General features: G+C 56.9%; 17 protein-coding genes and 1 riboswitch. Of the genes, 1 reads left to right on the top strand and 16 read right to left on the bottom strand.

From position 1 onward, the window contains the following. Positions 1-105: 105 nt before the first annotated feature. The gene (locus AC0CW1_RS14185) at positions 106-1,506 is read right to left on the bottom strand and encodes an alanine/glycine:cation symporter family protein (RefSeq protein WP_488183656.1); all 1,401 of its coding nucleotides are present in this window, start codon (positions 1,504-1,506) and stop codon (positions 106-108) included. 217 nt (positions 1,507-1,723) lie between these two features. Further along, positions 1,724-1,824, bottom strand: a riboswitch (glycine riboswitch). Positions 1,825-2,131: 307 nt separating this feature from the next. Here AC0CW1_RS14185 and nhaA point away from each other — a divergent pair. Beyond that, entirely contained in the window at positions 2,132-3,478 is a 1,347-nt protein-coding gene (nhaA, locus tag AC0CW1_RS14180; RefSeq protein WP_488183655.1) for a Na+/H+ antiporter NhaA, read from the top strand. Positions 3,479-3,762: 284 nt separating this feature from the next. Here nhaA and AC0CW1_RS14175 read toward each other — a convergent pair whose 3' ends face one another. From AC0CW1_RS14175 to AC0CW1_RS14105, 15 genes are all read right to left on the bottom strand, one after another. Further along, positions 3,763-6,237 carry a hybrid sensor histidine kinase/response regulator gene (locus AC0CW1_RS14175; protein ID WP_488183654.1) on the bottom strand — a complete coding sequence of 825 codons (2,475 nt, stop codon included), beginning with the start codon at positions 6,235-6,237 and terminating at the stop codon, positions 3,763-3,765. A 67-nt stretch (positions 6,238-6,304) separates the two neighbouring features. After that, a complete protein-coding gene (locus AC0CW1_RS14170; RefSeq protein ID WP_488183653.1) occupies positions 6,305-6,985 on the bottom strand; it encodes a ZIP family metal transporter in 681 nt (226 codons plus the stop codon). A 489-nt stretch (positions 6,986-7,474) separates the two neighbouring features. Further along, the gene (locus AC0CW1_RS14165; RefSeq protein WP_488183652.1) at positions 7,475-10,591 is read right to left on the bottom strand and encodes an efflux RND transporter permease subunit; all 3,117 of its coding nucleotides are present in this window, start codon (positions 10,589-10,591) and stop codon (positions 7,475-7,477) included. A gap of 41 nt (positions 10,592-10,632) precedes the next feature. Continuing rightward, on the bottom strand, positions 10,633-11,958 hold the full coding sequence (locus tag AC0CW1_RS14160; RefSeq protein WP_488184168.1) for an efflux RND transporter periplasmic adaptor subunit: 1,326 nt from the start codon (positions 11,956-11,958) through the stop codon (positions 10,633-10,635). 335 nt (positions 11,959-12,293) lie between these two features. Further along, positions 12,294-13,100 (bottom strand): hypothetical protein, encoded by an 807-nt coding sequence (locus tag AC0CW1_RS14155; RefSeq protein ID WP_488183651.1) that lies wholly within the window; start codon positions 13,098-13,100, stop codon positions 12,294-12,296. 115 nt (positions 13,101-13,215) lie between these two features. Next, positions 13,216-14,097, bottom strand: coding sequence for a cytochrome c3 family protein (locus AC0CW1_RS14150; RefSeq protein ID WP_488183650.1), 882 nt, complete (start codon positions 14,095-14,097; stop codon positions 13,216-13,218). A gap of 11 nt (positions 14,098-14,108) precedes the next feature. Next, positions 14,109-14,681: a hypothetical protein gene (locus tag AC0CW1_RS14145; protein WP_488183649.1), complete on the bottom strand. Its 573-nt coding sequence runs from the start codon at positions 14,679-14,681 to the stop codon at positions 14,109-14,111. 145 nt (positions 14,682-14,826) lie between these two features. Next, complete coding sequence (locus AC0CW1_RS14140; protein ID WP_488183648.1) at positions 14,827-16,227, bottom strand: sensor histidine kinase; 1,401 nt, start codon at positions 16,225-16,227, stop codon at positions 14,827-14,829. Positions 16,228-16,230: 3 nt separating this feature from the next. Further along, the gene (locus tag AC0CW1_RS14135; protein ID WP_488184167.1) at positions 16,231-16,911 is read right to left on the bottom strand and encodes a response regulator transcription factor; all 681 of its coding nucleotides are present in this window, start codon (positions 16,909-16,911) and stop codon (positions 16,231-16,233) included. A gap of 317 nt (positions 16,912-17,228) precedes the next feature. Continuing rightward, entirely contained in the window at positions 17,229-18,461 is a 1,233-nt protein-coding gene (locus tag AC0CW1_RS14130) for an MFS transporter (protein ID WP_488183647.1), read from the bottom strand. A 479-nt stretch (positions 18,462-18,940) separates the two neighbouring features. Continuing rightward, positions 18,941-19,159, bottom strand: coding sequence for a hypothetical protein (locus tag AC0CW1_RS14125; protein WP_488183646.1), 219 nt, complete (start codon positions 19,157-19,159; stop codon positions 18,941-18,943). A gap of 69 nt (positions 19,160-19,228) precedes the next feature. Beyond that, a complete protein-coding gene (locus AC0CW1_RS14120; RefSeq protein ID WP_488183645.1) occupies positions 19,229-22,270 on the bottom strand; it encodes a DEAD/DEAH box helicase in 3,042 nt (1,013 codons plus the stop codon). Further along, positions 22,267-23,559, bottom strand: a complete 1,293-nt coding sequence (locus AC0CW1_RS14115) for a hypothetical protein (RefSeq protein ID WP_488183644.1) — start codon at positions 23,557-23,559, stop codon at positions 22,267-22,269. Before AC0CW1_RS14115 ends, AC0CW1_RS14120 begins: the two co-directional genes overlap by 4 nt. 405 nt (positions 23,560-23,964) lie before the next feature. Beyond that, on the bottom strand, positions 23,965-24,513 hold the full coding sequence (locus tag AC0CW1_RS14110; protein ID WP_488183643.1) for an NADH peroxidase: 549 nt from the start codon (positions 24,511-24,513) through the stop codon (positions 23,965-23,967). Between the two features lie 295 nt (positions 24,514-24,808). Continuing rightward, entirely contained in the window at positions 24,809-25,327 is a 519-nt protein-coding gene (locus AC0CW1_RS14105; RefSeq protein WP_488183642.1) for an NYN domain-containing protein, read from the bottom strand. Positions 25,328-25,471: the final 144 nt, after the last annotated feature.

Here is a 25,471-nt window from a genome sequence, read left to right as displayed (position 1 = left end):
AAGTGTGGCGCCCTTTACGCCTTCACTTGGCTTTTCGCTTTTTGCTTTTTCTTTTTTATTTTTGTAGGCGCTGCGTCGAAGGCCTAAACGTCCATTTGTTAATACTTATTTCTCAATCACCTGTCGCGTCAATGTTGCCTGCCCTTGGCCGGCCCGCGCTTTGGCCTGGGCGCGCAGGTGGTGGAGGTAGCGGTTCGTCTCGGTGACGACGACGCCCGAGAGGCCGAGGAGGGCGATCAGGTTGGGAATGGCCATGAGGCCGTTGACGATGTCGGCCAGGAGCCAGATGGCCTCCAGCTTTAAGAAGGCGCCGGCCGCCACCAGGATGATGAAGATGATCCGGTAGGGTTTGATCCCTTTGACGCCGAAAAGGTATTCACAGCACCGCTCGCCATAGTAGTTCCAGCCGAGGATGGTGGTGAAGGCGAAGAGGGCCAAGCCCAGGGTCAGCATGGCCGTGCCCAGGAGGGGGAAGCCGGCGGCAAAGGCCGCCTGGGTCATGGCCGACCCGGAAAGCTCGCTCGACCAGGCGCCGGTGACGATGAGCACCAAACCAGTCATGGTGCAAATGATGATCGTGTCGATGAAGGTGCCTGTCATGGAGATGAGTCCCTGTTCGGCCGGCCACTTCGTCTTGGCCGCCGCGGCGGCGATGGGGGCGCTGCCGAGGCCCGATTCGTTGGAGAAGACGCCCCGGGCGACGCCGTTGCGGATGGCCATCATTACCGTCGCGCCAAGGAAGCCGCCAGCGGCGGCGGAGCCGGTGAAGGCGCTGCTGATGACCAGTTGGATGGCATGGGGCAGTTGGTCGGCGAAGACGACCAGAACGCCGATGCTGATGAGAACGTAGAAGATGGCCATGAAGGGGACGATCTTTTCGGAGACTTTGGCGATGCTCTGTAAACCACCTAAGGTGATCAGGGCCACCAGCAAGGTGATGACGGCGGCGGTGACGGGAATGGGAACGCCGAGTCCCGACTCACAGGCCGTAACGATGGCATTGACCTGGGGGAAGGTGCCGATGCCGAAGAAAGCAACGAGGACACCGCTAGCGGCGAACATGACTGCCAGCGGCTTGTACTTGACGCCGAGGCCGTTGACGATATAGTACATGGGACCGCCCGAGATCTGCCCGTTGGCGTCGACAGAACGGTACTTGACGGCCAGGAGGCCTTCGGCATATTTCGTCGCCATGCCGAAGAATGCGGCCACCCACATCCAGAAGAGGGCGCCCGGACCGCCGGCCTTGATGGCCGTGGCAACGCCGACGATGTTCCCCGTGCCGACGGTGGCGGCGAGGGCCGTGCAGAGGGCGCCAAAGCTGTTCACATCACCGTCGCCGTCGTTTTTAGCCGTAAAGATCAAGCGGAGGGCGAGAGGCAGTCGTGTCACCTGCAGCAGGCCGAGGCGGATCGTCAGGAAGATGCCGGTGCCAACGAGCAGGATGAGCAGCGGAGGTCCCCAGACGAGGCTGTCGATCTGGTCAAGCAGTTTGATGAAGTCCATGATGGTCAGCTCCTTGAAGTGTGTTAGAAAACGAAAAAAGCCAAATCGATGATTTGACTCTGAAGAGCGGACCGTTGGAAAAAGCCATAGCCGAAGAACTCCGACTCGCTACCACGGAGTCTACCCCGCTCCCGGCGCTTATCTGACCTGGATCAGCGGGTAGCGCGAGAGATTGCTGGGCTAGCTGGGTAGACGAGTGGACCGGTGACTTTCTCCAAATGTTTGCTCTGTCCTTTTGCCTGAGAGATTTAACGGTCAGCAGTGACCGCATTGCCCCTTCGGCGCCCTGTCTGGCAGGGTCTCTCCAGAGTTTCGTCCGCTTGCGGTTCTCCTTGCTGTGACAAGGACCTGAGAGTGTGACTCCTTCGGCGGGTCTGACGACCGCTCTCCCGTAAGCATCATCCGAATCGATATTCTGTTTTCGTACGCATTATACAATCGACGTGAAAAGTTTCGCAATGTTTTAGGGAGTTGTTCTATTTTTCAGAATCGTGATACTTTTCCACATCCATGATCAGGCCTGGCCCCAGTCACGACAATGACAACCTGGAAATAATATTGTAGGATTTCATTAGCAGCTTTCTTCCTCGGGGAGGAAAACAGATTATACCTAAGGAGGTAAAAGATGAGAGAGACAGCATTGCGGTTTATTAAAGAGACGATCCGGCGCCCGATCGAAGCATTCATCCAGACGGAATCGTCGAGCAGCATCCTCCTGCTCGTCTGCACGGCCCTAGCGCTGCTCATCGCCAACTCGCCCTGGCGTCCTCTCTATGAGTCCTTTTTCACCCAGCCCCTCACCGTCGGTCTGCCGGGATTCGGTCTCTCGAAAGCGCTGATCCTCTGGATCAACGACGGACTGATGGCCGTCTTCTTTTTTGTTGTGGGCCTGGAGATCAAGCGGGAGATCCTGGAGGGGGAGCTTTCTTCGTTGAAAAAAGCCAGCCTTCCCATCGTAGCCGCCATCGGCGGGATGGTCGCGCCAGCTGTCATTTATATCCTATTTAACATGAATTTGCCCAGCGCCGGCGGTTGGGGCATCCCCATGGCCACCGACATCGCCTTCGCTCTGGGTGCGTTGGCGTTGCTGGGGGCGCGGGTTCCCTTGGCCTTGAAAGTTCTCCTGATCGCCATCGCTATCGTCGACGATTTGGGCGCGGTGCTCGTTATCGCCCTATTTTATACAGAAACAATCCACCTGAGCTACCTTGGCCTGGCGACTGCTGTGGGCGCCGCACTGGTCCTGCTCAACATCAGCGGTGTCCGCAAGATCACGCCTTACATGCTCCTTGGGCTCATCTTATGGGTCGCCTTTCTCAAGTCAGGGATCCATGCCACCATCGCCGGCGTTCTGCTGGCCCTGACCATTCCCATGCGGACGATTATCGACACTCGGGAGTTTTCGGATCGCGTTCTGGAGACGCTCGAAGGCTTCCAAGGTCCGGAGAAATCGGGGGATACTGTCGTCACCGAGGAGGTGCACAGCCTGATCGCCCAGTTAAACAGCCTCGCTGACCGGGCCACCTCCCCCCTGCATCAGTTGGAGCATGCACTCCATCCCTGGGTAGGCTTTTTCATCATGCCTGTCTTTGCCTTCGCCAACGCCGGCGTGCCTCTCAACGACCTATCGGGCCTGACTTCTCCAGTCAGCCTGGGAATCCTGATCGGTCTGATCGTCGGCAAGCAGGTCGGTGTGACTCTTTTTTCCTGGATGGCTATCCGCTTCGGCATCGCCTCGCTGCCTGAAGGCATGACCTTCAGGCAGTTGTACGGCCTTTCCTGGCTGGCTGGCATCGGTTTTACGATGTCTCTCTTCATCTCTGGTCTCGCCTTCCCGGAGTCGCCGGAATTGTTGAATCAATCCAAAGTAGCCATCCTGCTCGCTTCCGTCACCGCTGGCACAGTCGGCTTCTTTCTGCTGAAGACCTTCCTTCCTGAAGTTCCTCCTGCCAAACTGCAAGAACCCGCGTAACCGGTGCGGTGCAGACGAAGGACTCCCTGTCAGCGCGCAGCCGAAGACACGCGTATTCCTTACTTGTTTTTTCGTTTAAGATTAAGCCCGGCTTTTACTCCCGCCATTCGAGCATCCCGGTGATTCTACGCAATATGGCTCGAAAACTTACCGGGGACATCAGCGATTCACCCTCGCCAGGATGACCGCCGATCCATCGCCGGGGCAGTCATCCACCATGTCGCGCTTATCGGCGCCCTTGCCATTGGAACTGACGATTCAGCGATTGATATCCAGACGAGGGATTACAGGACCCGCGCCACCTCTGCCAGCAGCTGCTCCTTCCTCACCGGTTTGCGTAAGAATCCGGCGCAGCCTGCCTGGCGGACGGTGGCTTCCTGGTCCCCTAGGACGGAAGCCGTCAGCACGATGACCGGAATGGCGGACAACTCGTCGTCGCCCTTGAGAATTTGCAGCACCCCATAGCCATCCAAGACGGGCATCTTCATGTCGAGGATGATCGCGTCGGGCCGGTGCTTTTCGGCCAGATCGATGACCTCTTGCCCATTGGTCGCTTCGATGAACCGGATGCCATGAGGCTCCAGAAACTCCCGCACCAGCTTACGGTTGGCCGCTTCATCGTCAGCGACCAGCACAAGGCGATCGGCGAAGTGAACAACAGACCCGGCTACAGGGGATTTCGACTTAAAGGGCTCCTCAGTTGCCGGCGCTTCTACATCGCGCAGGGTGAATTGGAAGGTGCTCCCCTTGCCCACCTCGCTCGTCAGTGCGATCTCGCCGTTCATCATCTCGACGAGGCGCTGGGTGATCGTCAGCCCCAGTCCGGTGCCCCCATAGCGCGTATCTTGGCCCTTCTGCTGCACAAAAGCCTCAAAGATCGCCTGCTTCTGCTCCTCGGGAACGCCAATCCCGGTGTCTTCGACGGAGATAACCAGATCAAACACTTCTGATGTATCGCCTGTTTTCCTATTGCTCCCGCTGACCTCATCGCGTATGATTCGGGCTGTCACTTTAATCGACCCTTGATGGGTAAACTTCACGGCGTTGCCGATCAGGTTGAAGAGGATCTGCCGCAATCTGAGCTCGTCAATCAGCAACAGCGAAGGGATGGAAGGATCCATATCCAGGATAAAATGCAACCCCTTGCCCTCCACCTGGCTGGCAAAGGCCCGCTCCATCTCCTGGAACAGCGCCTCCAGGTGTACAGGACGACGTTGGATCTCCAGCTTTCCCGCCTCGATCTTGGACAGATCGAGGATATCGTTGATGATGCGCAGCAGCGTCTCTCCGTTAGAGGAGATGTACTCCAGGTAGCGCCGCCCCTGCTCGTCGGACACATGCTCTTCGAGCAGTTCGGAAAAACCAAGGATCGCATTCATGGGCGTGCGGATCTCATGGCTCATATTGGCGAGAAACACCGACTTGGCCTTGACGGCGAGGTCTTTTTTCTCGTTCGCGGCCACCAGTTCGACATTCTTTTCCTTCAGTTCCCGGGTTCGCTCGGCCACCGTCTGTTCCTGGCTGGAGAAGAGTTCCCCCAGTTGACGGGCCATGGCCGTAAAGGTTTGGCCCAGCTTGCCCACTTCATCATCCCGCTCGATGGCCGGCGTATAGCCCCAGTTTCCCCGCCCATACTCGTAAGCGGCGACGTTCAACTCCCGGATCGGCCCGATCACCCAATGGGAGGTCTTTACACCGACCAGGATCGCCGCCAGCAGGGCGAAACCGATGAGCAGAAAGGTGGTTCGAGTATTCTCCTCGATATACCCCATAAAGTCTTTTTCCGGCACGATGACGACGATCCGCCAGTCCAGTCCGTATTCGCGGAAGGGCAGCACCTGCGCGAACAGGCGCTCGCCGTCGAGAAGAAACTCCCCCTCCTGGCGCTCCTGGACCGCATTCAAACTGCCGAAGCGGCCCTCCAAGTAACGGGCGGCCTCCCGGATCATCGGCGTCGCGGCGTCAGCGGCAAGAATCCGGTCCATCTGCCCCTCTTTGAGCAAGTAGGGCTTTTCTGGGGACGAGGAAGCCACCAGTTTTCCCGAAGGGCAGACGATGAAGGTCATGCCCGTTTGACCGACCTGTAATCCCTGTAAGAATCGGTCTAACCGTGAAAGGATGTAGTCGACGCCGAGGACGCCGATGAGTTCTCCTGTCGGCTTGTAGAGGGGATGGACAGCGGTGATCGCCAGATCCTGAAAGACAAAATGACGGTAGATTTGGCTCCATCCGGGCAGGCCTGATTTTTCGCCAGCTATGTACCAAGGCCGTTTTCGGGGGTCGAAGTTGCGGAAAACCTCTTTTAATTCCCCGGCTTCCCCATCGGCGTTGACGGCGAAGTAGTGCGAGTTGTTCTCCGTGGCGTCACTGGCCAGCACCAGTTGGATTTCCCCAGCGAGGTTCCGCCGGGCGCCCATGAATTCCCCCTGCGGCGTACCGATGAAATTCATGGCGATCTGCGGGAAAGCTTGCTGTTGCTTGAAAAAGTACCGTTCCCGCATGGGCTTGTCATGAATGTCCAGCATGCCTGTCTCAATGGCGTTGGCGTTGATCCGGTTGACGAGCCTGGGAACTTCCATGTGTGTTTTCAAGTGTTCGTCGATCCGGTCGGCGATCTCAGTGCGCAGTCGGGAGGTCACATCCTGGATGGCCCGTTCGCTGCTGTTTACCGATAGCCAAGCGACTAATCCGACAGCCAGAAGCAGTTGGAGGATAAAAGGGACAATGAACACTGTCCGCAAGGGGACTTTCCGCAACATGGCCACTCCTCCTTATGTTGAAAGAACTGGCAAGATCGGTTCGTCGAAGGTACCGCTGATGATGCTCTTATCCCAGCGCCGTCCCCAACCCCATCATGATGATCACTCCGGACAAAAAGGCGAACGTGGCCTGTTCCTCAAAACCATGGCCGTGGGTATCGGGGATCAACTCCCGGAAGGTGACATAGAGCATGGCGCCGGCGGCAAAACCAAGGGCGACCGGCAATAACCCCTGCACCTGTTCCACCAGAGCAAAGCCGGAGACGGCGAACAAGGGCTCCACTATGGCCGCGGCGAAGACGAAGGCCAGCGCCTTCCAGCGGTTGACGCCCTGCTCCAACAGCGGGGCCACGATCACCAAACCTTCCGGCATGTTCTGCAAACCGATTGTCAGCGCCATCAAGAGGCCCAGCTTGTCCCCTTCGGCATAGCCCACACCGACGACCAAGCCCTCGGGAACATTGTGCAAGGCGATCGCCGCAAAGGTAAGCCAGGCCAGGCGGCCGCCTTCTGGCAAAAAGCGCAGCAGGAGATACAAGAGGACAGCGCCGATGACCATGCCGGGGGCAGCCTGCCAAAAGTTCGACGTTTGCTGGAGCAAGGCGAAGGCGGCAGTCACCATCATGCCTGCGGCCAACCCCAACAAGATGTCCCGCAAGCGGTGTGTCACTTGGATGAAGAAAAAGGGCAATGCCCCGAGCACCGTCATCATCGCCGCCGCCAGGGATGGCAGCAACACCTCTGTCATCGCGACCGACTCCTCTTTGCATCCACATTACTCAAAAACCCCCTCAAGGCGAGGGGGTTTTCCATTGTCTCATATGATTGTGGTTCGCCCAAACCACTTCTGCTACTTTCGATTATATAGGATGGCGTTCATATGCACAATCACGACATCACCGGCTTCTTTCCGCCCTTCCTTTTTAATTACGTCGGTCACTTGAAAACTACTATCGAGTCGCCTGGAACTGATCCGCGATGAGGCGCGCCGCCTTTCGGCGTAAGCCGCAAGGTGCGGTGATAGCGCAGCCAGCCTTTTTCCCTGCTCCAGATAGTGGTTGCGGGCAATCCGGTAGGCCGAGCCGGCAAAGAACGAAAAAGCTACTAGACGTAACGCCTGCAGACTCCTTGAAACAGCGAAAGACCCCGGCGGTCCGCTCGGGGTCTTTCGTTTTTTAGATGTTATTCGAATCGTTATCCCAATGCTTCCAATACCGCAATGGTCGTTAAACCCTGGTCAAGCCCCTTCAACCGCCTTTTCCCCTTCCCCCTTCTTAAATAGCCCTTTCCAGCCGGCGGTGGAGAACTTGTCTTTCCAGCGGTGCATGGTGATGAAGATGATCGGGATGATGACCAGGGTGAAGAAGGTGGAACTGAGCAGGCCGCCGATAAGCACCCAGGCCATACCGACGCGGTTCTCGGCGCCCTCGGCGATGGCCAGGGCCGTAGGCAGCATGCCGAAGACCATTGTCATTGTCGTCATGATGATCGGCCGCAACCGCGTCTTGCCGGCTTCGATGATCGCCTCGCGAGGACTATATCCGCGCGACATGAGGGTCAAGCCGTAGTCGAGGAGCAAGGTGCCGTTTTTGGCGACCAAGCCGTCCATCATGATGATCCCCATCATGGAGAAGATGTTGAGACCGTTACCCGTCAGCGCTAGAGCCACTACGGCGCCGATAAAGCCGAGGGGCAGGGAAAACATGCGGATAAAGGGTGTCAGGAAGGATTCATAGAGCACAACGAGCACCATGTAGACGAAGATCAGCGACAAGCCTAAGGCGCTGAGCATCTGGCTGAAGGTGTCGTTCATGTTCTGCGCCTGGCCGGCCATGTTGACAGAGATGAGCGGGTCGAAGTTGCGCGCCTTCACCTTCTGCTGCACTTCCGTGATGAACTCATTCAGCGGCCGGTCGGTCAAGTTGCAGGAGATGGTGATGGCCCGCTGCTTGTCGACACGGCGGATGGAGCGCGGCCCTGTACCCTCTTTGAACTCGACGACATTGCTGACTGCGATGTTCTGTCCGCCGACGGTGACAGGGATGCTCTTCAAGTCCTGGGTGCTCATCTTGTCGCCGTCTTTGAAGCGGACATTGATGTCGATCTCATCGCCGTCTTTGCGGAAGACGCCGGCAGTACTGCCGTTGACACCCGTCTGCAACGCCGCCGAAATGTCATTTAATGAAGCGCCGTAGTACCTGGCCTGTTCCCGGTTGATGATCGTCTGGATCTCCGGTTGGCCAAGGCGCCAACTGGTGTTGACATCCTTCGATCCTGGCGTGTTGCGCAGGATGTCCATCACTTCTTCGGAGACGGCCAGCAGTTTGTCCTGATCCGAGCCCAGGACCTCGATCTGCACGTTCCCGCCACCGCCGCCGCGTGGGCCGCCACCGGGGAGGCCGGCGATCGAGGCGGTGGCTTCACTCACCCGAACGACGCCGGGCGGGAAGTTTTGCTTGCTCCAGTTGCGCACATCATCGGCGATCTCCCAGACGGTCCGCTTCCGAACCTTCTTGTTCTGCAGCTTCACCTGGACAGTCCCCTGGTTGCTGCTGATGCGGGATTGGACGTTTTCCACTTCCGGGATCGTCTGGCAGAACTGCTCCACCTTCAAGGTCTGCTTGTCTGCCTGCTCAAAGGGCGTGCCGATGGGCAGTTCCACGGTGACGCTGAAGCTGCCTTCGTCGGTCTTCGGCAGGAACTCGGCGCCGACAATCTGGAAGGGGTAGACAAGGCTCATGGAGCCGACAAAAACAGCCAGCGCGCCGGCCAGGACTTTTTTCGGGTGGGCCAGGCACCCGTGCAAGATGACTTCGTAGAAGCTCTTAAACCGCCCGCCAAAGCGGTCGATGCGCTCCCAGAAGGGATGCTGTTTTTCGTCGAACCCTTTTTTATAGAGCCTCGAGGAGAGCATCGGGGTGACCGTAAAAGAGATGAAGAGAGAGAAGAGGGTGGCGAAGACGATGGTAAGGCCGAACTGGCGGAAAAACTGACCGACCATCCCCTGCATGAAGGCGATGGGCAAGAAGACGACGACGTCACAGAGGGTGATGGCGATGGCCGCCATGCCAATCTCGCTCCGGCCTTCCCGGGCCGCCGTCTTGGCGTCTTTGCCCATGGTGAGGTGCCGGTGGATGTTCTCCAAGACGACGATCGAATCGTCGACGAGGATGCCGATACAGAGGGCCATGCCCATGAGGGACATCATGTTGAAGGAGAAGTCGAAGACATACATGACGAAGATGACGGCGATGAGGGATGTGGGAATGGCGAGAAGCACCGTGAGCATGGAGCGCCATTCCTTCAAGAAGAAGAGCAAGGCGAAGGAGGTCGTCAAGATCCCCTCGAAGATGCTCATCTGGGTGTTGTTCAAGGCCTTTTGAACATAGTCGGAGGCGTCATTGGCCACATAGATGGTGACGCCGGGAAGCTCTTTGCGCAGCTTTTCGATCTCGGCGTTGAGGCCTTTGCCGACATCGACGACACTGATGTCACTCGATTTGAAGATCTCGATGCCCACTGATTCCTCGCCGTTGAGGCGGGTCATGTTGCGGACTTCTTTGATCTGCTCTTTGATCGTGGCAACGTTCTTTAAGGGAATGGCTGCACCGTCGCCGCTGGGGATGGCCAGGTTCTCAATCTCGCGGACACTCTGGTACTCGCCCAACAGCCGCAGATCGTAATCTCGTTGGCGATACAGCTTGCCGACAGGCTTGTTGGCGTTTTCCGACTTGATCTTGCTGACGATGGAATTCAAAGAGACGTTGTAGGCGACGAGCTTCTTGGGATCCACTTCGACGGCGATTTCCTTCTGCCGCCCGCCGTAGACCTCGATCTCGGAGACGCCCTGGACGCGCTTAAGGCGCTCCTGGATCATCTCGTCGGCCAGTTTATACGTTTCCAGCTTGGACAAGCCCTCGCTGCTGACGCTGAGGGTCATGATCGCCTGGGCGTTGAGGTCCCGCTTGATGACTACCGGGTCATCGGCATCATCGGGGAGCCTGTTCTTGACGGCGTCCACCTTTTTCGTAACATCCAGCACCGCCTGGTCCGGGTCGGCGGAAAGGTCAAACTCAAGGATGACAAAACCGGAGCCGGCGTTGGCCATCGCGGTCAGCTTCTTCAGCTTCGATACAGAGGAGACGGCCTCCTCTAGGGGCTCGATGACCTGTTTCTCCACGTCCTCGGCGGCGGCGCCGGGATAAGAGACCTGCACCGTCACAAAGGGCGTGTTCATGGCTGGCAACAGTTCCACGCCGATGCGGTTGAAGCTGTAGAGCCCCAGCACGACGAAGAAGAGAACAATCATGCTGATGCCTGCCGGCCGTTTGATGGAAAAATCGGTGATATTCATGCGTTCCCCACCCTAGCGCTTAGTGATGTGAGGCCTTTCTGTCACTGCCCCTGACGCGGCGCGTCTTGGGAACGTCCTGCCGATTGTCCTTGCGGTTTGGCTTGATCGCCGGCTGTGCCGGCGTCAGGTTTGCCGCCGCGCTGGTCAGCCGTTTCCTGACCGGCGCCGCCTTGAGCGGAGCTGCCCTGGGCTGCGCCGCCTTGGCCAGAAGCGCCTTGGCCGGAACCGCCCTGACCGGGCTTGCCCTTCTGTTCTTCGCGGACAGCCATCCCGTCGCGCAAAGCCTGAAGGCCGGAGGTGATGACTTTTTCCCCCTCAGCGACCCCTTCGGAGACCTGGGTGATCCCTTCGTCCACTTTACCGATGGTCACCTTGCGTTCGACAGCCTTCTCGCCGTCGAATATGTATAGGACCTTCTGCCCTTTTCGCTCCACGATGGCCTCGGAGGGAACGGTAAGTACGTTCTCCAGTTTCTGAGTCGTCACATGAATCTCGGCGTACATGCCCGCTTTGAGCAGGTCGTCAGGGTTTTCCACGGACACCCAAACAGGATAGGTCTTGGCCTTGGCGTCCGCGGCAGGGCTGATCTTGGTCACCTTGCCTTTGAAGGGCGTCGACGATGCGGCGGGAACGAGCACGTCCACATCCATGGCGAGCTTGAACTGGTTGATGTCGCCTTCACTCACGCCAGCGTTGATCTGGACGGTCTGCATATTGATGACGACAAAAGGCGCCGTGCTGGCCGAGACGGATTCACCGGCATTCACATTCTTGCTGGCAATGACGCCGGAGATGGGGGACGCGACGCGCGTATTCTCCAGATCCACCTCGTTCTGCCGAAGGGTGGCCCGGTTTTGTTCCACGCTGGCCTCGGAAGCAGCCACAGAGGCGGCGTTCATGTCGTAGTCTTTCTTGATCGAATCATAGTTCGTCTGGGCGGTGTCGTATGCGGACTGGGAAATTGCGCCCGATTCAAAAAGAGTCTTTTGCCGGTCCAGGTTGCGCTTGGCGTCGTCCAACTGAAGCTGAGTCTTCTCCAACTGTGCCCTCGCCCGTTGTAAATTGGCTTCACCGGCAGCCAGGGTTGCTTTGGCCGCGTCGATCTTGGCCAGGATGTCATTGTTCTCCAGTTGGATCAGCGTCGTCCCGGCACTGACGCGCTGGCCCACATCGGCATAGACGCCAGCCGCCTTCCCCGAGGACTTAGGTACCACATTGACGGATTCACTCGGCTCAATCTTCCCGCTCAAGGTCACCGTGCTGGTCATGGTGGCCCGTTTCACCGGGACGGTCTTTACCGAAGTGACCGCACCGGCTGCTGTCGTCGTCGGCGCATCCGTTTTCCCGCACGCCGTGGTCAAAACCATCACGGTCAAGCATACGGCGAGAAACACCTTTCGTGTCCGCAACTTCTTCACCCCAAGTAATCATCTCGTCTCGATTATACATCCGAGATGTCAAGATTGTAACAAGTTGAAAAATTTAAATGTATACGTCAAAACCGAAAGGAAGCTGATTTGCGAATGCTATTTCAAAGAAGTCCTTTCAGGGAGCCGTCAGAAGCAAGGGGGCAACGTAAAATATGTTGAAGAAGCACACAAAGGATAATAAAGGAGAATGAAAAAGGGAAAAGCGACCGCAGGCGGAATCCCGCCTTAGGTCGCGTAGAACGGTGGGTTTGGCCTTAGGACTTCGAGGGTTGTTATTGGATGCCGATGCGACCGCCGAAGCCTTTCCGACTCAGCATGTCATCGATCCGCTTTTCCAGGTTGGTTTTGAACTGGTCGGCTTTCTCGGCAGTCAGTTTGCCATCGGCAACAGCCTTATCGACATCCGCCTTGGCCGATTCGATCAGCTTGGCCTTCAGATCTGCCTTGACGACGCCTTTCGCCTGGGCGATCTCTTCGATGGACTTGCCGTCCTTCAGCTCTGTCTTCAGTTCATCCTGGGTCATCTGGAGCACGTCGGCAATCTGCTGGAAGTGATTCACACCAGCGATGCCACGGAAGCCGTCCTTGCCTCTGTCCTTGCAACCGAGCTTATCACCGAGCTTGTCGCCAAACTGGTCAGTATGGACTTTATCGACTGCCGCTTCGATCTTTGGCTTCATCGTTTCTTGCTTCTGGGCAGCTTCTTCGGCGGTTAGCTTGCCGCTGCTGACGGCTTCATCCAGGCGGGTCTGGGCATTAGCCATCATCTTAGCGATCAGGTCTTCCTTGGCGATGCCTTTGGCTTGGGCCACATCAGCCAGCGATTTGCCACTTTGCAGTTCCGTCTTCAGAGTGGCTTCGTCGATGCCGAGAATGGTGGCGACGCCGGCAAAACCTCTGGCCAAGTCATGGCCTTTGAAGCCGCCCCGATGATCTTTGCAAAACTTCTGGAAAATCGAAGCCTTGCTGTTGTCGCCGTCCGCCGCCGAATCGGTGGCTGCATAGGCGATCGCACCGCCGCATAAGAGAGCAGCCGCTACGCTGGTGGCAACGATGGTCTTTTGCCAGGATCGATACATGGATACGCCATCTCCTTTATCCTGTTGTTTTTTGCGGGAGTTTCCTTTGACACCTTTACTTTACCCGTTAACGCTGAAATTCCGCTGAAAGAACGGTGACCCTTTCGTGAACACATTAGCGCTCATCCCGGTGCTCGTCATCGTCGCGGCTTCGCCGTGAATCTTCTTTGCGATAGGTTCGCTCTTCGCCGCGACTGTACCGTTCCGGAGGGTCGTCACCGCTAGGCTCCTGCCTAAACTGGTCAGTATGATACTCCCCGTAGGGTTCCTGCCTAAACCGATCTGTTCGATACTCGCCAAAACGTTCAGCAGATTCACGCCGGGAACGGTCTCTCGACGAGCGCTTGCCGTTGTGGCATTCGACGCAGTTCTCGATCCGGGAATAATTGGAAGTATGGTGCTCCCGCAGCATTTCGCTTTCGCTGTGACAGCTTGCGCAAGTGTAGCTTTTGTAATCCCCGCCGGGATGACACTCGGCGCAAGAGATCTTGTGATCGCCGACGAGAGGAAAGTATTTGCTGTGGTCGAATGTAGCTGGCTTCCACGCCTCTACGCCGTGGCAGGCGGCGCAGTCCTTCCCAAAGGCGTCGTGATCCTTCGGTCCTTGATGACATTCGGCGCAGCGCTGTTGGATGTCAGGGAGGCTATGATCAAACTGAGCGACCATCGCGCCTGTGGCACCCTGGTGTTCTTGATGGCAGGTCATACAGTCATCGTCTTTTTTGCTCTCGTGGTACCTCAGCAAATCGCCGCTCATCTGCTCCGACATCTTTTCCCGGCTATGACACTGCGCCGTGGCACAGGCAGCGGAGGTGACCTTCGACCATGGACGGTGACAGTCAGCGCAGCCTTGCACCACTTCCTCATGGGCTTGGGACAAATGGCCTGGCGAGTAGAAGGATTCCGGCAGCATATGTTCCTGCATGGAAAAGGCGACGGCGCTGACGGCGAGGACGACGAAGGAGAGCAGGATCACCCTTTTGATTCCGGCAGTCATGTCTTCCTCCCTCACCAACCGCGGTAGTAGATGGCAGAAACGATGTGCAGCGTCAACGACAGCACCAACGTGATATTCAAGGGAAAATGGACCCGCCGCCATCCCGAGATCAAATTCTCCCCGGCGATGGCCCAAGCGAGTTCTTCCTCTGCCTCATCGCGACTTTTTCCTGACTCCAGCAGCGCTCGCTTTTTGGCCGACAATTTCTGTTTGACATAAAAATGGATGAAATAGCCCACTTGACCGCTGATGATGACCACCAGGAAAACAATGAAGGTCAGCCAAGGCACGAGGGCGTGGGTTCGACCGCCGACATGGAGGCAGATCAGCAGGTTTCCCAGCACCGTCAGGAAGACGTGGGCCTTCAACCAGAAGGCCAGACGTCCGGGAAATTCTTTAAACCGCTTCTTAATCGAATAGCTCATGGAAAGGAGCGTCATCACCGTTCCTACAATCCCAGACCAGTAGAGAGTCTCAACCCAATGATTCCGGTACAGTTGGGCGCCGAGAAGGTAGCCCACCCACCAGAGGAAGAGAAAGCCTGCTCCAGACCAGGTGGCTCGCCAGAGCAACCCCGTTATCACCCGTCCGCCCCCTTTGTCAATTCTTCGCTCCCATACTTTACCTTGGAAAACTGAAAATGCACTGAAAGCAAAAACCGCCCCCTCCATCCCAGACAGGATGAACGAAGGGCGGTCTCTCTCAACAAAGTGAACCCCACCTCGGCGCTCAGTCTTCCCGATTGGCCGGGGCGGCGTTGTGCGGCTCTTTCACCGGCATCGTCACGATGAAGGAACTCCCTTTGCCCGGCGCGCTTTCCACCCGGATCGCCCCGCCGTGAGCTTCCACAATCCAGCGGGCGATGCTGAGCCCGAGCCCTGTGCCGCCCGCCTGACGGGATCGTCCCTTATCAACACGGTAGAAGCGATCGAAGATGCGCTGCTGGTCTTCGGAAGTGATGCCGATCCCCGTATCGTCCACCTTCACTTGCAAGGTGTCCTCTATCCGCGCCAGCGCCAGGGAGACCTTGCCATCGGCCGGGGTGTATTTCACGGCATTGTCCAAAAGGATGCAAAGCAGTTGGGTGACACGCTCCCGGTCGGCGAAAACGAGGAGGCTCGGTGGGCCTTCCATCTCTGTCGACAAACATTTGGCGTTTGCAGGGTGTTGAAAGGTGCGAAAGACCTGTTCCGCCACTGGACGCAAGTCAAAAGTCTCCTGTCGCAGTTCCAGCTTCCCCGAGTCGGCGCGAGCCAGGGTGAGCAGGTCGCTGACCAGGCGGGTCATCCGGCCGACTTCATCTTTCATGTCCGCCAGCACCTGCCGAGAAAAATCGGACAGGTTGCGCTCGTCGTCCGCCTCTATCACCTCGATGGAAGATAGCAAGATGCTCAAAGGGGTGCGTAGTTCATGGGAGGCGTCAGCGACAAACTCGCGCTGGCGGTTAAAGGAGCGGATGATCGGCACCATCGCCCTGCCAGACATGTAATAGCCGGCACCGGCGGCCAGGAGCAAGAAGAGGGCAGACATGATGCCGAGGACGAAGAGCAGGCGATAGAGGATGTGGCGAGAGTTGCTCACATCCATGCCGGCATAGACCGTGCCGACGAAACGACCGTGATCGAGCACTGGCTGAGCGCCCAGCAGGATATACATCTCATCGTCGTCACCATCAGAAAAGCGGGCGCCCCTCGTCTCAAAAGCCGTTGGTCTCCACTGCTGAATCGCTTCCATGATCTTCGGGTGCAGCGAGGGAAAATCGTCGAAGCTGCGGAGCACTCTCTCCCCCTCATCCAACAGGAGCAGGAAAACGATCCGGTTGCCACCGTTACCAGGCACATCGTCACCCTTTTCATCCTCCTCATCCTCGTCATCATGAGGCGGGGGATATCTCCTCTCACGTTTTATCTCCACCGTAAGATCGCCAGAACTGCGCAGATGGCCCCGTCGCTTCATCTCGCTCAACTGTTGATCGGCGACTTTGGACAGCATCATCCTCATGTCCTGACGCTCCTCCTGCTGAAGGATCGAGTGCAACAGGCCATAGGTGATCCCGGTAAAAGAGAACAGGATAATGATCATCAAGGCGACATAGCTCAGGGTAAGGCGCGCGCGGATCCGGGTAAACACGGCTTATTCCTCCAGTGTGTAACCGACGCCCCGGATGTTATGGATCAGCTTAGCGGCGCCGGGTGGTTCGATTTTCTTGCGCAACAGCCGGATATAGGCGTCAAGGGTGTTATCGGTCACATCGGCGTCATATCCCCAGACTCGCTCCATAATCATCTCCCGGGGAAGGACCTGCCCCTTGTTCTGCACAAGCAGGTCAAGCAGGGCAAATTCGCGGCTGGTGAGGGTGATCTCATTGCCGCCGCGCGCCACTGAGTGGCGGTTCCGGTTCAAAACCAGATCGGCCACCTGCACGATCTCTTCCTGCAAGGGAACCTTCCCGCGCCGGGAGAGCGCCCGCAACCGGGCCATTAACTCCGCCGAGGCGAAGGGTTTAACCAGGTAGTCGTCGGCGCCGGCGTCAAGGCCTTGCACACGGTCCTCTACGGCATCCTTGGCCGTCAGCATGAGGATGGGGCACTGGCGCCCCTCCTGGCGCAACCGGCGGCAAAGGGTCACACCGTCCATGACCGGCATCATCCAATCAAGGATGAGCAGGTCATAATGAGAGGTCTCCGCGTAATGATAGGCGTCGTCGCCCCGCTGCACCCAGTCGACCTCATGGCCTTCTCGTTTCAGCATGTGGTCGATCAGTTTGCCCAAACGCTGGTCATCTTCTGCCAGCAAGATGCGCAATAGAATCACCTCGTCCGTTCGGCCCTGACCGTCACCACCAGGCTCGTGACTTCGCCGGTCAGGTTTATCATCCCACTTTACCATAAGCTGCAATAATGAAAACGGGGTGAAAAGAAGGTCCCATGGCATCCTTTTCACCAAAAGGGTATCATCGATGAACAATTAGGAAAAGTCCCGAAAGGGATGGCAGCCGTTCATTGAAAAAGACCTTGACGACATTCGCGATGACGATGAGCCGCTGCAAAGAGAAACGGCCGCCTAGACAAAAACTGTTTCGGCGGCCGTTCGCATTGCTTTCCTCGATACTCGGACAGGACGGACAGACATTACGATTGACTGCTCAGTTCCTTCGCCATAACCGGCAGATTGTACAGCGGCAGGATGCACAGGATCCCCACGAAGAAGCAGGCGCCGGCGGCCAAGTACAAGGCGGTAAGGGGGAATAACTGCTTCAGCACCCCCGCCGCCGACATGGTAACGACCATCGCCCCGGTGAACAAGGGGTTGAGAATGCCGTTGACACGGCCAACGAAATCACTTTCCGTGTTCTGCAGGATCATGGTGTTGATGCCGGTGACGATGCTCGGCAAGGCCAGTCCGCTAATCAAGTGCGCCACCACCGTCAGCCAGGGCATCGTCGACAGCCCGGTGATCAACATACCGAGGGCGTCAAAGAACATGCCGACGATGAGCAGTTTCTGCGGGGCCAGCCGGCTGGCAAGGGACATCGTCAAGAAACCGCCCAAGATCGTGCCAACGCCGTAGGCAGTCAGCAGCCACTGCAAACTTTCCTTGGCCAAGCCGAGCCGTTCCGTCACCAGAAAGACGCCCAAGGGCTGAATGATGCCGAGGCCCAGACCGGCAGCAAAAAAACAGGCGCCCAGCAGGGTGAGCGATCGCCTGGCCAGAAGGTAGCGAACGCCCTCCCCCATCTCTTTCAGCACCGCCGACTGGACCCTCGTCGTTTCCTGAGGATCTTTCTCTGGCAGCAACACCAGCAGGGCCGCCGCCGCTAGCAAAAAGGCCGCTCCGGTGATGGCAAGGGACAGGTAGATCCCGAAAGCCTGGAAGATGAAAGTGCCCACGATCGGTCCGAAGACCATGAACACAGAAAACACAGTCTGATACAGAGACATGGCTTCCTGCACCTGGTCGTCCGCGACATGCAGCTTGAACAGCTTCAAACCGGAAGGCTGCGAGAATTGGGACAAAATCGCCGAAAAGAACGTCGATAAAAAGACGGCCTGCCAGGAGCCGGCCATAAGGGTCAGCAAAACGGCGAAGACCGAAAGGGCGCTAAGAAACTCGCACCAGATCATGGTCCGTTTCGGCCGCCAGCGGTCGGCAAAGGTGCCGCCGATAAAGGAAAACAGAAAAATGGGGGCAAACTCGGCGACAGAGACCATCGAGACGGCGAAGGGATCCTCGCCAGTCATCTCAACCACGTAGAGAAGAACGGCGAAATTGCGCACCCAGATGCCGATCTGGAGAAAGACGCCGGAAAGAAGGATCGCCTGCACCACGCGGTTGCGCAGCAGCGTAAGACCGGTTTTGGACATAAATTAAGCCTCCTGATCCGTCTCTGGACAGGAGGCGACGCGACAAAAGATCATGACACTGGTGAGGCCACCATTGAACACGTTCCCTTTGGCTAAAAATTCGCGCACAAATCCTATCCAGAAACAAGTTCCTTTTTCGAGAACCATTGTTTGCTTTGATAGGATTAGAAGCGCATCAAGGTCATCCTTTCCTACTCGTTATCGAATATCGTAACCCATTTAGAGCAGCGAGTCAAGCCAATCTACAGCTTTTCGTTTTTTCACCGGAAGATTTTGAATCACGCTCTGTTCCGCTTCTTAATCAGTCATGATAGCTTTAGCATCGCGTCCACTGTGTCCAACCAGTATACCTCCCTTATCCCTTACGTCACTTTTCAGTGTTACGTTTTACTCATGAGCGTACGAGGATCGAGAGCGATAAGCGAATAAAAAAAGGATAAAGCAGGCATCGGCCACCTTCATCCTTCATTATTCACCATTTATTTAGCTGCTGCGCGATTCGGTACCCCTACAGAAAAAGCAAGCCTTGCCTGCTGGTAAAACTGTCGCCACAGCGGCGCCATCCCATCAAGACAGCGGCTGTTCGGATCCTCCGGCATGACGACGGCCGTTCCGGAACGGGCGCCGGAGCCTTGCGTCCCCTCTCCTCTTGACTTCGATTTCTCCGCTTTTTCCTTTGCCGTTGCTCTTTTGCCCATTGACGCCACCTCTTATCCCTGACGCACCCTTTCCATCATAGGAAGACAGTGCGCTTTAATCCATACAACTCAATCGACCCACTGCCGGCGAAGGGCGAAGACATCCTTCAGTTCCGCCGTAGACAACTCGGTCAGCCACTGCTCGCCACCGCCGATGACCTCTTCATTCAGCCCCTGTTTGCGCTCGATCATCTCGTCGATGCGCTCCTCCAAGGTGCCTAAGGTGATGAACTTGTGAACCTGCACATTGCGACTCTGGCCGATGCGATAGGCCCGGTCAGTAGCCTGATTCTCTACAGCCGGATTCCACCAGCGGTCGACGTGAAAAACATGATTGGCCGCCGTCAGATTGAGCCCGGTCCCACCGGCCTTCAAGGACAAGAGAAAGACGCCGCAGCCTTTCCCTGGCGACGGATCGCTTCCCTGAAACCGCTCGATCATCCTTTCTCGTTGGGCCGCTGGTGTTCCGCCATGCAAAAACAGAACCTCTTCGCCAAGGGTCTCCTCAAGGACGTGCTTGAGCAGATGGCCCGTTTCCACATACTGGGTAAAAATGAGACAGCGATCGCCTTCCTGGCGCAACTCCTCCACCATCTCCAGCAGGCGCTCCACCTTCTGGGAGCGACCGCGCAGACCGGCCCCCCTCCCTTCTTTGAGCAACAAGTTGGGGTGATTGCAGAGCTGCTTGAGTCGGGTCAAGGTCGACAAAATCGCCCCCCGGCGGGCGATGCCGGTCGATTCCTCGATTTTCTCCATGGCAGCCTGGAGCACGCTCTCATAGAGCGACGCCTGTTCCGGCGTCAACTGGACATACTCCTTGCTCTCCTGCTTGTCCGGCAGTTCCAGTTCGATGGCCGGATCACGCTTCTCCCGGCGCAACAAGAAGGGGCGGACGAGACTTTGCAGACGGCTGACGGCATCGCCGTCGGCCTTGCGTTCGATCGAATGAGCAAACCGGCGGTTGAACTCCGTCAACCCCCCCAGATAGCCGGGGTTCAAAAAGTCCATGATCGACCACAACTCGGTCAGGCGGTTTTCCATTGGCGTGCCAGTCAAGGCGACCCGGTGGCGGGCAGGCAAGGCGCGAACTGCCGCCGATTGCTTCGTGTAGACATTCTTGATGTTCTGAGCTTCGTCCAAACAGATGCAGTCCCAGGCGACAGAGGCCAGGTCGGCTTCATCCATCTGAGCCAACGTGTAGGTCGTGATCACCAGATCGGCCTCCGCCGAAAGGTCTCGGAAAGCATCGCCGCGATAACGGTTGCCGCCGTAATGGAGATGGATCCGGAGCGACGGCGCAAAACGAGCCAGTTCTTTTAGCCAGTTGCCCAACACCGAGGTGGGACAAATGAGCAGCGACGGCTGCCCGGGCGCTTCCTTATCCTTCACATGGAGCAAGTAAGCGATCCATTGAATCGTCTTGCCCAATCCCATGTCGTCGGCCAGGCATCCACCGAGGCCGAAGCGGCGCAAAAAGAGCAGCCATGCGCTGCCGAGTTGCTGATAGGGCCGCAAACTCCCGCGAAAAGACGGCGGCGGCGCCAGCGGTGTCAGGCGGGCCGTTCCGGTCAGTTCATCGGCCATCCGGCGCAACGGCCCGTCCAATTCCACCTCCAGGGCAAGTGGCGCTTGCCCTGCTTCGCCATCGGTTGCCTCAGCCGACTCCTGCCCCTCCTCCGGGGAAAGCCATGGCGACCAGGCCGCAGGCGGTGTACCCCAATAGAGTTGCAGGGCTTGACCGAGCGAAAGCCCCTCTTGCGTCTTCCGTAACGACGCCAGCAGGGGCCGCCAGCGCGTGGGGTCGAGACGAATCCAGCGGTCATGGACGCGAACGAGTTGACGGCCTTTCTCCACAAGGTCGATAAATTCCGCTTCGTTCAAATCGACATCACCGATCGCCAGTTTCCAGTCAAACTGGACAAGCTGGTCCATCCCTAGCAGCGGACTGGCCGATGAACTGCCAGCCTTCGACCGCGTCTGCACCTTCAGTCGAGCCGACTGGCGCTGGAGTTCCTCCCACCAGCGGGGCAGAAAAAGAGAAAAGCCTGCCGCCATCAGAGGAGCGCTCTGTTCGTTCAAAAATGTCCATGCCGCCTCATCATCAAGCAGCCATGTTTGATACAACATCGGAGGAGATGCCATTGCCTCCCCATTCATCAGCGCACGCTCCGGCGCCAAGAGAGGAGCGATACGGGCCATCTTGGCGATATCGCGCTCCACTTCGTCCCAGTGGTCCTGCCAGTCCGACGGCAGCAACGCCAGCGACTCCGGATCGGACGGGTCGAGGGGAATCCCAGGGCTCCCTCCTTGCACCGGTTGCACCATCAGCCCCAGGGTCCAACAACCTTCATCATCGTCCGGCTCCTGCATACGCAAGGCAGCCCGCAACTGGCGCGGGGCAGACTCCCAGCCGACAGCCTCCAACCAGTCCCGCTCATCTTCGATCAAGGTCACATCCGGAACGACCTTGACCGCGTCCATCCCCTTAGCCCGGCGTCCTCTCCGTTCGCCGCCTTTGGCAGGTCCATTCGTTTCTTGCCCGATCTCTTTTGCGCTCTCCATCATCAGCAGCGGATAGGCCTGCCGCATCTCCAGCCAAAGTTCGCGCATCGGCGGCGTCCGCTCCATCATCTCGTTGATGGCCGCTGAAGCCCACTCATCCAACCACGTCAGCGACGGCGCTGCTTCGCGAACAGGCTGCGCCGCCGCCGCTTCAAGCCGCCAACCGCATCGCCCTGCTCGCCAAGCGTCATAATCGGGCCGCCACCAACCCTGGCGCAACAACTCCCGCAGCGGCCCCGCCGCCTTCGCCATTTCCGCACCCTGGCCTTCCCAGCACCACTGGACTTCCGCCAAGGCTGTCGAATCGGCAAACAGTTCCACCATCGTCATCGGCGATACAGACAGTCCCCACCTGTCATCGTGGCGAACAATCGGAATGAAAGAACCGAAAAAAGAAGGTTCATGCCAAGCAAAGAGAGTCCGGCGCAACTGGTAGGCGCCCTCTTCATAGCGGCTGCTCACAGTGCCCTTCGTCGCAAAGGTGAAAAAATCTGCGCTTTCCGTTTGCCATTGAATATTAACGCAGATCTGTTCCTTGCCGTCGCTCATGGTGTGATCAACTTCCCCTTCACCAACTCTTCCTGAAAAGCCCGCAAACGCCCATTTTCTCTGATGATTCGTTCCAGAAAAACCTCGAAGCGGCTCTGTTGCTTCAGTTTTTTATAATGGGCGCGAAGTTTTTTCAGCATTTTTGTCGCCTCTTTATAGGCCGTCCGATTTTTCTGGGCGATCTGCCCCATGATGGCATGATGATATAGGGGAAGCATGACAGATGGGTCTTCTTTCTCCACTTCTTTCCACGCCACGTCTCCCGGATCAAAGCTTCCATGCAGCAAGCACATCTCCGCCCACTGCCGGTGTCGACCAACATGAACCAACATATGCCGATAGATATAGTCCGGAACAGCCCGGCGCGCCACCGCCAGCATCTCGTCAACCACCCCACAGGGCTCGGCCACCTGAAGCCAGAACTTCACTGTTTCCGCCTGCTCATATTGGTCCAACGGCGCAAAACACGTCTTCCCTGTCGCCTCAAACCAGCGAAGCCAGGACAAAAGACGCTCCAACTGGCCCGATGGCATCAATCCATTCAGGTAGAGAAACAACTCACCCCAATGGGCGACGAATCCCTGTTCTGCCATCTCTTCGATCTCCCGCCGAACGTCGTCATCCTCATGGGCGACGAAGCGAAAGTGAATGCGCAACAAGGCCAAGACGTAGCGAAACTGCGACTCTTTCACCCCGAGGGGAGCCGATTTGCGTTGACTTAAACGATCGATCTCGGCTTGTTCCCGCAGCACCCAGGCCGTGCTGCCAAGCACATTTCCCCAAAACAGGCGGTACATATCCAGCCAGGGATAGATCGCGTGCTCAGAGGGCTTGGTCACCTGCTCACGCAAGAGAGATAGAAAATCGCTCACATCGCAATCCTCGGCAGGGGGCCACTCCTGCGGTGTCAACGTTTCCGCCACAGCAAGAAACTCCATGTCCATTTCTTGTAGCTTGAGTTGATAACGCAAGTAGGGGTCGTCTTTCGCCTTTTGTTCCAGTTGAATCAAAAAGTTCAACGTTCCCCATAAGTGAAAAAGCTTGCGGCGCCAATCGGGCCAGGCGCGGCTCACATTCTCCACTCTCTTTTTGTACTCTCCAAAGCCAGAATCGGTCAGCCGATAAAGGGTGTCATCAAAGGAATGGGACCAGCCAAAGCTAACAGAACCGCTCTGCCGCGAAGGGGCCGTGGCTTTTTCAAAGAGATCGTTGAAAAAAGGCGTCCATGTTGAACAGGGGCTGTCCGCCTTTGGTACTGTCGTTTTATGTGAATCATGGATTCGCGCCATGGGGCACCTCACATTTCCTGCTTCACTATGTCAGCGATGTTTTTAGACGTTACCCTTTCACAGTAAAAAAGTGAATTTTTAATGCTGAACCCACTCTTTCTATTGTAGCGCAAATCTGGTTTGTATTAAACAAACAATACAAACAATGTTTCTGCGGACGCCTGCTGCCACTTGGTCGTTCGGAACTTCCACCCAAAAGAACGCCCATCCCCGGACGCAACGAAAAACGAGAGAACTGACATGGACAGTACTCTCGTCGTTTTTCGCACATTTTGAATCATCGAAGCTAATCAAAAAGGAAAATTTTTAGAGGAAACCTTCTTTTCACGAACGCGAAAAAATGGGGGTCATCCCCCCATTTTTCGCTAAAGCGATCCAATTCGTCCGGTCACCCTGCAGCGGGATTTACTTCCCGAAGCAGCGGTCGAGCAGGCCCTTGAAGGCGGCGCCGTGGCGGGCCTCATCCTTGCACATCTCGTGAACGGTGTCATGGATGGCGTCCAGGCCCAGTTCTTTTGCCCGCCGGGCCAGGTCAAGCTTGCCTTGGCAAGCTCCGTATTCAGCTTCCACGCGGAGTTCCAGGTTCTTCTTGGTGGAGGGATAGACGACTTCGCCCAGCAGTTCGGCGAACTTGGCGGCATGTTCCGCTTCTTCGAAGGCGATGCGCTTGTAGGCCTCGGCCACTTCCGGGAAGCCTTCCCGGTCAGCCTGACGGCTCATGGCGAGATACATGCCGACTTCGGTGCACTCGCCGACAAAGTTCATTTTCAAGCCTTCCACCACCTGGGCATCAACGCCGGCGGCGACGCCGATCCGGTGCTCGTCAGCCCATTTGAGCGCGCCGGCTACTTTTTCTTCAAACTTGCTGGCCGGGGCCTTGCAGGTGGGGCAGAATTCAGGAGCGGCATCCCCTTCATGGACATACCCGCAGATCAGGCAGACAAACTTTTTCATGCTGATGGTTCCTCCTCTAATGTTATAATAGTTAATGATTACTACTTTCGATATGTTTTTCATTTTTCCTTCTCAAGGCGAAAAAAAATTTTTATGCCCAGACAGTCATCGGCTCGGCGCTCGCCCGGCTCGTTGCACAAGGAGAAAAAGCGGGGGCTGCCCTATCCGTCTTCGGGGAGCAGCGCGGCGTTCCATAAGAGATCAGCAAAAAGAGCACAGAATCAAAAATCGATTCTGTGCCCTTCCGTTGCCCCATTATACTGTTTTACTCACATTACTCGACATTACGTAAATCCTAAGATGAACTCTTATAATAGGTCAGAGCATAAAAAAAATCGTCGAGACAGATAAACCGGGAAGCCTTGCGCTTCAGTTGGCCGCTCACCGAGTGCTCCCAGGATGCTACATTCACGGTGAAACCCGCTTCCCGCAACCCGTCGACAGCCGGCAGGAAGTCCTTGTCACCGGCGACGATGGTGATCATGTTATGGTTGGGCGAACGCCCTTTCATATCCCAGGCAATGTCCCAGATCATTTTCGTATCGACCGCTTTTTCCTTGTTAGAGGCGCTTCTCGGTATCAATTCGACGGCGTAGCGGGACTTCTCGGCCATCCCCCACATCTGCCTCCCGCTTCCCGACGCCTCTGAGGCATACAGCTTGGCCCGGACGAATTCCCCATCGGCAGCGACAACGTACAGCAAGGCCTCAAAGTCATAGACCCACTGCGTATCAAAGATCATCCCTGCATCGGCATAGCCTTTTTTGATTGCGCTTAGGCGTTGTCCCTCAATCCAGACGTTGGAGTGGTCCACATAGACGAAGTTGGTCAGGGCTTCACCTCCTCACAGTCTTCATCATGATATACAGTCTTTCTCGTTATAGTAACTTCTACAGAATAACGTATTTTCCTTTGTTTACCATCAATAATTGAAAATATCTCAATCGTAGCGTCGTCT

Source organism: Heliomicrobium sulfidophilum (assembly GCF_057715735.1).
The sequence above is the reverse complement of the archived record's forward strand: the minus strand, read 5'-3'. Positions and strand labels throughout refer to the sequence as shown.